Annotated in this window: 12 protein-coding genes and 1 tRNA gene (1 of these 13 running past the window's edge); 9 read left to right on the plus strand and 4 right to left on the minus strand. The window is 37.9% G+C overall.

Features of this window, described 5'->3' with window-relative positions:
* Nucleotides 1-30: 30 nt before the first annotated feature.
* The 3 genes from A3H37_01740 to A3H37_01750 form a co-directional block, all read right to left on the minus strand.
* Entirely contained in the window at nucleotides 31-597 is a 567-nt protein-coding gene (locus tag A3H37_01740) for a hypothetical protein (protein OGL49761.1), read from the minus strand.
* Between the two features lie 85 nt (nucleotides 598-682).
* A complete protein-coding gene (locus A3H37_01745) occupies nucleotides 683-1,876 on the minus strand; it encodes a hypothetical protein (GenBank protein OGL49731.1) in 1,194 nt (397 codons plus the stop codon).
* Nucleotides 1,877-1,883: 7 nt separating this feature from the next.
* Nucleotides 1,884-2,390, minus strand: a complete 507-nt coding sequence (locus A3H37_01750) for a hypothetical protein (protein OGL49732.1) — start codon at nucleotides 2,388-2,390, stop codon at nucleotides 1,884-1,886.
* Between the two features lie 609 nt (nucleotides 2,391-2,999).
* Here A3H37_01750 and A3H37_01755 point away from each other — a divergent pair.
* The 7 genes from A3H37_01755 (at nucleotide 3,000) to A3H37_01785 (ending at nucleotide 8,151) form a co-directional block, all read left to right on the plus strand.
* Nucleotides 3,000-3,075 (plus strand) — tRNA-Pro (locus tag A3H37_01755).
* Between the two features lie 222 nt (nucleotides 3,076-3,297).
* Nucleotides 3,298-4,392 carry a phosphoribosylformylglycinamidine cyclo-ligase gene (locus A3H37_01760; GenBank protein OGL49733.1) on the plus strand — a complete coding sequence of 365 codons (1,095 nt, stop codon included), beginning with the start codon at nucleotides 3,298-3,300 and terminating at the stop codon, nucleotides 4,390-4,392.
* A 67-nt stretch (nucleotides 4,393-4,459) separates the two neighbouring features.
* A complete protein-coding gene (locus tag A3H37_01765) occupies nucleotides 4,460-5,488 on the plus strand; it encodes a hypothetical protein (GenBank protein OGL49734.1) in 1,029 nt (342 codons plus the stop codon).
* 38 nt (nucleotides 5,489-5,526) lie between these two features.
* Nucleotides 5,527-6,591 carry a serine/threonine protein phosphatase gene (locus A3H37_01770; GenBank protein ID OGL49735.1) on the plus strand — a complete coding sequence of 355 codons (1,065 nt, stop codon included), beginning with the start codon at nucleotides 5,527-5,529 and terminating at the stop codon, nucleotides 6,589-6,591.
* Between the two features lie 61 nt (nucleotides 6,592-6,652).
* Nucleotides 6,653-7,411: a hypothetical protein gene (locus tag A3H37_01775; protein ID OGL49736.1), complete on the plus strand. Its 759-nt coding sequence runs from the start codon at nucleotides 6,653-6,655 to the stop codon at nucleotides 7,409-7,411.
* A gap of 16 nt (nucleotides 7,412-7,427) precedes the next feature.
* Nucleotides 7,428-7,934, plus strand: coding sequence for a phosphohydrolase (locus A3H37_01780; protein ID OGL49737.1), 507 nt, complete (start codon nucleotides 7,428-7,430; stop codon nucleotides 7,932-7,934).
* 37 nt (nucleotides 7,935-7,971) lie between these two features.
* Nucleotides 7,972-8,151, plus strand: coding sequence for a hypothetical protein (locus tag A3H37_01785; protein OGL49738.1), 180 nt, complete (start codon nucleotides 7,972-7,974; stop codon nucleotides 8,149-8,151).
* Between the two features lie 11 nt (nucleotides 8,152-8,162).
* On the opposite strand, the gene A3H37_01790 is transcribed toward A3H37_01785, so the two are convergent.
* Nucleotides 8,163-8,882, minus strand: a complete 720-nt coding sequence (locus A3H37_01790) for a hypothetical protein (protein OGL49739.1) — start codon at nucleotides 8,880-8,882, stop codon at nucleotides 8,163-8,165.
* Nucleotides 8,883-9,053: 171 nt separating this feature from the next.
* Here A3H37_01790 and A3H37_01795 point away from each other — a divergent pair, with 171 nt between their 5' ends.
* Both A3H37_01795 and A3H37_01800 read left to right on the plus strand, forming a co-directional pair.
* The gene (locus A3H37_01795; GenBank protein OGL49740.1) at nucleotides 9,054-9,854 is read left to right on the plus strand and encodes a hypothetical protein; all 801 of its coding nucleotides are present in this window, start codon (nucleotides 9,054-9,056) and stop codon (nucleotides 9,852-9,854) included.
* Nucleotides 9,844-10,191, plus strand: the 5' portion of a protein-coding gene (locus tag A3H37_01800; GenBank protein ID OGL49741.1) for a peptide deformylase. Its footprint extends 156 nt past the window's final position; only the first 348 of its 504 coding nucleotides appear in the window; the start codon lies at nucleotides 9,844-9,846; the stop codon falls past the right edge of the window. The genes A3H37_01795 and A3H37_01800 overlap by 11 nt, the downstream gene beginning before the upstream one ends.

A 10,191-nucleotide genomic window follows, 5' to 3' on the forward strand; every position in this document is an offset into this window, starting at 1 on the left:
CCCTTACTCAGACATTCTTCTATAAATTTCTCATAAATCATTTTTATCCCCTACAAGAAATATTTTTGGGTTCTCAAGAAGATCTAAAATAAACGAATCCCTAACTTTAATTTTTTTTCCAAACTCATCTCTTGTGAATAAGCTATAATTTATTTCTCTTTTCAAAATCTCTTCAAGTTTTCTAATTTTTCTTAATAATTTTGAATCATCAATTTTACCTACAATAAACAAATCAATATCACTATTGGCATTTTCTTCTTTTTTAGCAAAAGAACCATATATAAAAGCAACCTCAATGCCTTTAATTTTACTTAAAATATCTTTAAGCAACCCCTGAATGCCTATAGTTTTGGATACAATACTTTTGAATTCATCAAATAATGGATAGGACCTATTTACAGAATAGTAAACCGAGTTGCCCTTTTTCCTTGATATAAAAATCCCGCTCTCTTCCAAATGTATAAGTTCCTTACGAACCATACTAACAGGTATATTCAGAATACGTTCTAACTCTCTGAGATAATACTCAGGCTCAGGGTTGGTAAAATAAAGCCTAAATAATTCTTTTCGTGTTTTGGATCTAAATAGCCTTGCAATATCCATAATCATTGTAATATTTTTATATTACAACTGTAATACATTTTGATTACAGAATCAATATGTTTTCGCTAAGTTTATAAAGTCAACTCATTGCAACCTTTCTCCCAACTACAAATTTCAGATAATGTGTTTCTGGCATAGATAAAAGAATCGGATGGTCAGAGGACTGTGAGCGGATTTCAATTATTTGAAGCCGGCATTTTGCATCTTTTGCGGAATCATTCAGCACGTTCAGGAATTCACTTTCTGATACATTCTGCGAACAGGATGCTGTAAGCAAATAGCCTCTGTCTTTAAGAAGTTTCAAACCGAGAAGGTTAATATCCTTGTAACCCCTCAGAGCGCCTCCCTTTGCGCCCTTTGCTTTAACAAAAGACGGCGGGTCAAGAATTACGCAGTCAAAACGCTCATTATTTTTATAAGCATCGCGCATCCATTGAAAAGCATCTCCTTTTATTGCCTTTATTCTGTTTTCAAGGTTATTTATTCTGATATTTTCATTCAACATTTCCATCACCTTTTTTGAATCCTCAACAGCTACAATTTCACTTGCCCCATAAAGGGCAGAATAGAGTGAAAAACCTCCTGTATAAGAAAAACCATCAAGCACTCTTTTCCCATTAACAAAGGGCTTGATGAATTTCCTGTTTTCCCGCTGGTCAAGATAAAAACCAGTTTTGTGCCCTTCAAGAAGGTCAACAGCAAAACGCACGCCATCCTGAAATATTATCTCAGTCTTTTCTGCCTTGCCGTATAAAACATTCTTAATCTGCTCAAGCCCCTCTTTTTCCCTTACTTCAATATCGCTTCTCTCAATGATTGCCTGTGGACTGAATATCTCTTTCAGAATATCTATTATCTCTTTTTTCCAGACCTCCATTCCAAAAGTAGAAAACTGAACTGAAAGGATATTGTTGTATTTGTCTACAGTGAGACCCGGAAGCAAATCCCCTTCGCTGAAAAGTACTCTGAAAGAATCCTGCAAGGAAAAACCAAGTGTGAGGCGGTGGTTTAAAGCATTTTCAATTCTATTTTTAAAAAACTCCTTGCCAATCTCTTCTTCATAAAACGAGAGAATTCTTATTGCTATTTTGGAATTCTCATTGATATAACCCTTTGCAAGGAAATTCCCCCGGCTGTCAAAAACAGAAACAATATCTCCGTTGGAATAGCTTCCGCCAATATCTCTTATTTCATTATCAAATATCCACAGATGCCCTGAAGGAACCCGTTTAGCGCAACGGTCTGTAACCTTGACTCTGGTATCTGAACTCATATTTTTTTTAAACCTTTATAAATTCAACATTCTTTAATGATTCCGGTAGCTTCTCTTTCAAGCGGGGATATGCTTCAACTAAACGAAAAATATCAGCTAAATCTTTTTGCCGTTTACTTTTTCGCCTCTGTTCATCAGAATATTCCCATATTTTGCCTTGTAAAACATCCTCCAAATCCGCAACTTTCATTTTATACCCCATTGTTTCTTTTATTGAAGAGCGAGGTATAAAAGCCTGGTAGCGCAAATCAGACTTTGTGCTGTTAAGATTGAAACGGTGAGGGAAGCTTTCAATATTAAAGATTTTTTCTGCTGCTTTAAGCAAACTATCTATTGTTTCTGCAACAACAACTAAATCTAAATCCAAACTCACTACAGGTTCAACATAAGCATTGACAGCTAAACCGCCAATTACACAATAATCAATTTTCATATCATTAAGCAAATCCAGCAATTGCTGCAAAATGTCTTCTTTGTCATTACTCACAGAATTCATGAATTCTTTTTTTGTCATAATTTATTCTTATTTCTGATTGCCTCTGAAATTTGCTTTTATCTTATTGTATTTATTATTTAAATTATAGCACGTTTAAGCCCTTGTCAAAGCAATAATCAAATCAGAAAAAACATTGAGTATTGTTGACTCGCATTTTCGAAAAATCGACTTTTCACACAGTCTGACATCCCCTAATCACTTTTTCTTCTTGCATTTTTTCCTGAAATTCCTATTAATGAACTACCCCACAGCAGAGCTGCGAAGTATCAACTTCCAGAAATTTAATAAGCAGTGCAGACAACCATAGAATAAACACATTTTGTAAAAGGCATATAACATGTTGATTGCTTTTATAAAAAAATCAGCTTAGAATATTAACTATCACCAAAATAAGTAACTTATCTCCTTTGATCGTACTCACCAAGATTAAGCGCATAGACCTTTTAAAACAATTAGTTGCATCTGTTTACATTTCTGAAGAAGTATTTAAAAGAACTAAGTAATTCATATCAAAAAGATTCTCGTATCTCTAAATTAACAAGCAAACCATTCCAAATATTCTTTTTCCCTTGCATTTTTCCCAAAAGTTTTTATTATTAACAGGTTTTTCAAAAGGGATTTTATATTCGGGGCGTAGCGCAGTCTGGTTTAGCGCACCTGCCTTGGGAGCAGGGGGTCGGAGGTTCGAATCCTCTCGCCCCGATTAATAAAAGGTGAATTAATGCCAAATGTCAAAGCTCAAAATTCAAATAAAATTCAAAGTTCAAATGATAAAGTATATGATTTAGAAGAAAGAACTGCAAAATTTGGAGAGAATATTTTTGAACTTGATTTGTCATTTGCCTGCCTGCCGTCAGGCAGGGATTTTGACATTTGAACTTAAAAAATCTTTTAGCCCATTATAATTAACAAGGAGCAAGTTTTTATGGTAAAAAGAGCAGCGGAAAATTATGCTTCTGCCGGCGTTGACATGGATAAGGCAGAAGAAGGTGTAAGAAGGCTCTTGGAATGGGTTGGGAAAAGCCTCAATCTCAGAAAAACCATAGGCTCAAGCCGCCTTGACATAGGCTATTTTGCCAATGTCATTAAAATTGCCCCAAACCTTGGGCTTGCTCTGTCAACCGACGGAGTTGGAACAAAGGTCCTTGTTGCCCAGATGATGAAAAAGTTTGACACAATCGGCATTGACTGCATTGCCATGAATGTCAATGATGTCATCTGTGTTGGTGCAGAGCCTATTTCAATGCTTGACTACATTGCCATTGAAGACCCGAAGCCTGAGTTGCTTGAGGAAATAGGAAAAGGACTCTATAAGGGCGCAGAACTTGCAAATGTCAGTATTGTTGGAGGAGAGGTTTCTCAGATTAAAGAAATAATCAAGGGTGAAAAAAAGGGTTACGGGATTGACCTTGTCGGGATGTGCGTTGGGATAATAGCGCTTGACAAGATAAATATTGGACAGAATGTTAAGGAAAACGAAGTTGTAATCGGGCTCAGAAGCAGCGGTGTCCACAGCAACGGACTGACACTCGCCAGAAATGTATTTTTCGCAAAAAATAAGTTTAAAGCTGATAAATATTTTCCTGAGCTGAGAAGGACAATAGGAGAAGAACTCCTTGAGCCAACCCACATCTATGTCAGAGAAATAATGGAAATGCTAAGAAAAGGGGTAAGAATTAAATCCCTCAGCAACATAACAAGCGACGGTCTGCTGAACCTTGCAAGGGCAAAGGCAAAAACAGGATATGTAATAGACAACCTTCCGGAGCCGCACCCGGTCTTTAATCTAATCCAGAAAATAGCCAACATTAGCGATGAAGAAATGTTCAAGGTATTCAACATGGGAATCGGCTTCTGCGTTGTTGTTCCCGAAAAAGACGCAGACAAGGTAATCAGGATTGCAAAAAAGTACAGAGTTGCCGCCTCAAGAATTGGCTATACCGTTAAAGACCCTGATAAAATGGTTTACATAAAACAGAAAAACCTGATTGGCAGGGATAATAATTTTTACAAAAATTAAACAGAAAACTTATTGACAATACTCTGCTTTGAGCCTATTTTTTATTTATAATTTAGGAGTAAAGCTGATGAGTTGTAAAAAGTTATCATTTGCTCTCCTTTTCCTAATAGTTTTAATCTCTTCATTAAATCTTTCTGCTCAGGAAAAAAAAGATAGCCCATACGATTTAAAAGTTTCTTCAGGCTTAATAGAGCCTGACATTCCGCAAGACAGTCTCCTTACTATCTCAAAGGTTGCACTTGGGAAAAAACTATACTTTGATAAACGCCTTTCAATTGATGACACTGTTAGCTGCGCAACATGCCATGACCCGAAACTCGGGTTTGCTGAAAACAAGAAAGTCTCAGACGGAGTCAAAGGAGGAAAAGGAAAAAGAAACGCCCCTTCGGTATTAAATGCAGTTTTTTACGACCTCCAGTTCTGGGATGGAAGGGCTGAAAGCCTTGAGGAACAGGCAAAGGGACCTATTGCAAACCCTGTTGAGATGGGAATCTCCCACGAGGCTCTGGTTGAAAAACTCAAAAAAAAAGAAGAATACCTGAAAGAATTTCAGGATATCTTTGGGAATGGTATAACAGTTGATAACATAGTAAAAGCGATTGCTTCCTATGAAAGAACTCTTATTTCCGGAAATTCCCCGTTTGACAGATACATGTATGGAAATGATAAAAAAGCTCTGAGTGATTCGGCAAAAAGAGGAATTGATGTTTTTAAAAACAAAGGGAGATGCATAACATGCCATGAGTTTCTTGAATCCTACGCTTCATTTACTGACAACAAGTTCCACAATATCGGCGTTGGAATGGATAAACCGGACCCGGACCTTGGCCGCTACGAAGTGACAAAAAGTTCCAAGGATAAAGGGGCATTTAAAACACCGACATTAAGAAACATTACCCTTACTGCGCCATACATGCACGATGGAAGCGAGGCAACTCTTGATGATGTGATAGAGTTCTATAACAAGGGCGGGATAAACAATCCAAACCTTGACGGAGGAATGAGGCAGCTTGACCTTGCAAAAGAAGAAAAGGCAGACCTGATAGAATTTTTAAAATCGTTAACAAGCGAGGGAATAGAAAATCTGGCGAAATAAAAATCTTAGAAAATCAGACAAAAAAGGGAGGTTGAGTAATGAATAAAAACTATTCTCAGAAAACAAAAAGCGGAAATCGAGGAATTAAAAGAAGAGACTTTATAAAAATTGCAGCAGGCACAGCAGCTGCCGCAGCATCCGTCTTTGTAAATCCTTTTCAGATAAAAGTCGCTTATGGAAAGGATAAAAACAAACCCTTTACCTTTGCCTATATCTCCGACACTCATCTTTATGCCGGAAAAGAAAACCACCGCTTTGTCAAGGCAATAAAAAAAGCAGTAGATGATGTCAATTTTTTAAATCCACAGCCTGATTTTGTCTTTTTTGGAGGCGATTTAGCACAGCTTGGCCAGATGGATGAGCTTAAGCTTGGAAAAGAAATCCTCTCTGGTGTAAAGGCAAAGATTCACATGATGGTTGGCGAACATGACTGGTATTTTGATATGGGAGAAAAATGGAGAGAGCTGTTTGGCAAAGATATATATTCTTTTGACCACAAGGGTGTCCACTTTGTGGTTCTAAACAGCGTTATAGTCAAAGATTACTGGACTGCTCCAAAAATGACGCCAATGGAGCGGATGAAGGCAATGGCACAGCTTGACAATCCAAAGGGGGAAGCCTTTACTGTGGGTGAGGAACAGAGGAACTGGCTGAAGCAGGACCTGTCAAAGATAACTAAAGATACTCCGCTAATAATATTTTCCCATTCGCCGCTTTACAAGTATTACAGACCCTGGAATTTCTGGACTGATGATGCGGAGCAGGTTCAGGAAATTTTATTCCCTTTTGAAAAGGTTACAGTAATCCATGGCCATACACATCAGGTTCTAACAAACAGGATAAAAAATATTACATTTCACGGCTTGCTTTCAACTGCCTGGCCATGGCCCTACCCTTCACAGGGACTTCCAAGCCTGACCATTCAGATGGACAGGGCTGACCCGTTTAATCAGTTTGACGGGTGTGGAGATGGAAGAGTTGATGTTCTGGCAGGCGGTGAGGTGAACAAGCATTACAATCTATGGGACAGAAACCAAATGGATATAACTTTTGAGAGCGCTTCAAAGGGAAGTGAGTCCCAAACAACAGGACCATCTTACTAAATAAAGGGTTAAAGGGGTCAGGGATTCAAGTGTTTAATAACCCTCTCATTGCCACCTTTACTTGCCTGCCGGCAGGCAGGGAAAAAGGTTTGGAAGTGGGAAGTTTGATAAAAGAAACTTTTTGGAGGCAGACATGACTAAAAAATATTTTTTATTAATCTCAATATTAATTCTGCTAACTTCTGCTTTTTCTTTATTGCTCTCAACTGCCGCACAGTTTGAAAAATCCGGAAATCTTCTGACTGTAAAATCCTGTGATGGCAGGAAAACAATTTATATTGAGGGTTTTAAGGAAGGTGAAAAAATGCCAAGAGAAAAAGCGCAGGCGGTTGCCAATCTCCTGATGAGTCTGATGGAAATCTGTGACCAGGAAGTTATAGCTAAACTCACAGAAAACAACTCTGTTATAGTTTTAAATGACGCCTCCTTTATTCTTCCGGATATTAAAGAAGGAAAAGGAGCGGTACTTTTAGCTCACGGAGGGCAACCGCATAAACAGAGAGAAGTTAAACTCTTTGAGAGTGAAGAAAAAAGGGTAATTGATGAAGGCTACAAGACCTTTCACGATTCATCCATTGGGACAAATGGAATCTCCTGCGATATGTGCCACCCTGATGGCTCCAATAACCATGCAGAAACCTATCCCAAATTTCAGACTCAGTTGAAGAAAGTTGCCACCCTGCGCGAGATGATAAACTGGTGCATCCAGAATCCTCTTGAGGGACCTCAGCTAAAGCATGATGACCCAAAGATGATAGCCCTTGAGGCATATATAACATCAGTCAGAAAAGGGAAAGCTCTGGAACCTGGAAGACATTAAAAACAGGAAGTGCAGTATGCTTAAAAAAGAATCCTTGAAAGAGATGGAGAATTACTTTGGCTCTGACACAAGGAGAATAAGCCACGCAAGAAAGGTCACTAATTTTGCGCTTGATATCCTTGATGCAGAAAACTTAGATAATCCATTTTTTTCAAAAACAGTCACGCTCTCCGGAGTATTCCACGACATAGGAATCCACGAGGCTGAAAGAAAATATAATTCAAATTCCGGAAAATATCAGGAAATCGAAGGTCCTCCGATTGCAAGGGGGATTCTTGAAAAGATGAATATAGAAAAAGATGTCATTGACAGGGTATGCTACATAATTGGCGGACACCATACAGAATCTAAGATTGACAACATCGACTTTAAAATAATCTGGGATGCAGACCTGATTGTCAATATTGAAGAAGATAACATCTGCGCTGACAAAGAAAAAGTATCAAAAATAATTACAAAAAGCTTCAAAACAGAGTCAGGCAAAAAGCTTGCAGAAAAACTTTATCTGAAATTAAAATTTTGATTGACTGAAAGTCAGAAAAAAGTTATAAATAAAACACATGAGTCCAAAGGAAAGTTTCAAAGAAAAGATTTCAATCTTCTACGAACTCTGGGATTTTATGAAAGTCAGGAAAAAGTGGTGGCTTGGTCCCATAATCGTAATTCTTCTGCTTTTAAGCCTTCTCATTATATTTACTGAAGGCTCAGCCTTAGCACCATTCATCTACGCTATATTTTAAAAACTATTCCTTCACCTTTTTTTATTTAAAAACTCAAGATTATATTTTTCTATCAACCCTTCGTCTGCAAAGCTGTAGTAGCGGTTATCGCCTACTATTATATGGTCTAAGACCCTAATCTTCATTATGTTACCTGCTGCAACAAGCTCGCCTGTAACCTCCTTGTCTTTCTCGCTTGGTTGCGGGTCTCCTGAAGGATGGTTGTGAACAAAAATAAGCGAAGCTGCGCTATATCTCATTGCAAGGCTCAAAACCTCCCTTGGATAAACAGAGCTTGAATTCAGAGTCCCTTCAAACAGGTTTTGAATCTCAAGTATACGGTTTTTAGAATTAAGAAAAATTACCTTAAATGTTTCCCTTTTTAAATCACGCATAGACAAGTAAAGATAATCAAACAAGTCTCTTGAAGAGGTAATAACAGGCTTTTCTGATACCTTCTCTTTGAGCAACTCCTCTGCCACTTCCTTTACAAGTTTTATCCCAAAGGCATTGTAATGACCAATCCCCTTAACCTCCTGAAGCTCACACAAATCAGCTTCAAGAACACCTCTTAAGCTTTTAAATTTTTTAATCGCTTCTTTTGCCGGTTCTTTGCAATCCTTACGCGGAGTCCCAAGGGTGAGAAGAAGTTCTATAATCTCGTAATCGTGAAAACTATTTAACCCTGAGTTTAAAAACTTATTGCGAAGTCTTTTTCTGTGCCCCTCACTATTATGTTTAGGTTTCTCCATTGTCTTGCCTTCATTATGCCGGATTCTAAAATTAAACCCTTTTCCTCCCCTCTTTAATAGACTAATTTAGTTAAAATATCTTGCAAAGAAACCTGCAACAAACCCTTATTCCCTTGACAAAGCTCATTGTTTTTTTTTATTTCTATACAATACCTTTCTTGATAAAATCTTTTGAATTCCGGAGAAAAAGGAAAAGTGGGAATAAAAGGAAGAATTAATGAAAAGAACAGGGGGATTTTTGTAGGCTTGACGCTTTTTGCCCTTTCCCTGCTTGTAATTGTTGACATTGGGATAGTAAAGCTCACGAATTCTCAGTTTTTTAGTGGTAAGTTCATTGCAATTTTCAACCTGATTCTGTCAGCAATCATAGGAAGTTTTGGAGTCATCATATTGTTTCTTGTTGCAGCGCTTTTCTTTAACTGGCGCATCCCGTGCTTTTCATTCAGCCAGAAAATTTACCATAGAATAGTTTTCCCCCTCATAATCCTTTCAGGCAGGATACTCAATATCTCCAAGGAAACAATACAGCAGTCATTGATAGATATTAACAACAGTATTGTAAGATTAAGAGGGATTAAGGTGAAACCTGAGGAACTCCTTCTCCTTCTGCCCCATTGCCTTCAGAATTCAAACTGCAGGATAAAGCTCGCAAATAACCTTATCAATTGCGAAAAATGCGGAGAATGCACAATCAAGGAACTCTGTGAGATTGGAATAAACCGGAAAATCATGTTATCCCTTGCAAAGGGAGGAACTGAAGCAAGGAAAATTCTTGGAGAAATCAAGCCAAAAGCAGTAATAGCAGTGGCGTGTGAAAGGGATTTAATATCAGGAATAATTGATTCCTACCCCTTGTCTGTTTTTGGAATTATCAATGACAGGCCCTTTGGGTATTGCAAGGATACCTGCATAAATTTAGATGCAATAAAGGAAGGGATTGAACTTTTTCTAGGAGAGTACAGTGCTTTTTGACATATTGCAGTACCCTAACCCGATTTTAAAGAAGAAAGCAAATAAAGTAGATATTGTTGACAAGGAGGTTCAAAGGCTTCTTGATGACATGGTTGAAACAATGTACAATGCCCCCGGAATTGGCCTTGCGGCTCCTCAAATAGGAAAATCAATGAAAGCAATTGTTGCTGACATAAGCCCAAAGAATGAGAGCGGGGAACTGATAAAGTTAATCAATCCTGTAATTGTTCATGCTGAGGGTGAAGAGATTATGGAGGAAGGATGTTTGAGCGTTCCGGGATTTACAGAGTTTGTTAAAAGAGCTCAAAAGATAGTTGTAAGAGGACTGAATGAAAAA

The organism is Candidatus Schekmanbacteria bacterium RIFCSPLOWO2_02_FULL_38_14 (assembly GCA_001790855.1).
In the GTDB taxonomy this organism is placed as follows: domain Bacteria; phylum Schekmanbacteria; class GWA2-38-11; order GWA2-38-11; family GWA2-38-11; genus 2-02-FULL-38-14-A.

Bases quoted from the DNA above. Each gene is read 5' to 3' on its own strand.
- A3H37_01745 (OGL49731.1), bottom strand. From the start codon at position 1,876: ATGAGTTCAGATACCAGAGTCAAGGTTACAGACCGTTGCGCTAAACGG.
- A3H37_01750 (OGL49732.1), bottom strand. From the start codon at position 2,390: ATGACAAAAAAAGAATTCATGAATTCTGTGAGTAATGACAAAGAAGAC.
- A3H37_01760 (OGL49733.1), top strand. From the start codon at position 3,298: ATGGTAAAAAGAGCAGCGGAAAATTATGCTTCTGCCGGCGTTGACATG.
- A3H37_01765 (OGL49734.1), top strand. From the start codon at position 4,460: ATGAGTTGTAAAAAGTTATCATTTGCTCTCCTTTTCCTAATAGTTTTA.
- A3H37_01770 (OGL49735.1), top strand. From the start codon at position 5,527: ATGAATAAAAACTATTCTCAGAAAACAAAAAGCGGAAATCGAGGAATT.
- A3H37_01780 (OGL49737.1), top strand. From the start codon at position 7,428: ATGCTTAAAAAAGAATCCTTGAAAGAGATGGAGAATTACTTTGGCTCT.
- A3H37_01785 (OGL49738.1), top strand. From the start codon at position 7,972: ATGAGTCCAAAGGAAAGTTTCAAAGAAAAGATTTCAATCTTCTACGAA.
- A3H37_01790 (OGL49739.1), bottom strand. From the start codon at position 8,882: ATGGAGAAACCTAAACATAATAGTGAGGGGCACAGAAAAAGACTTCGC.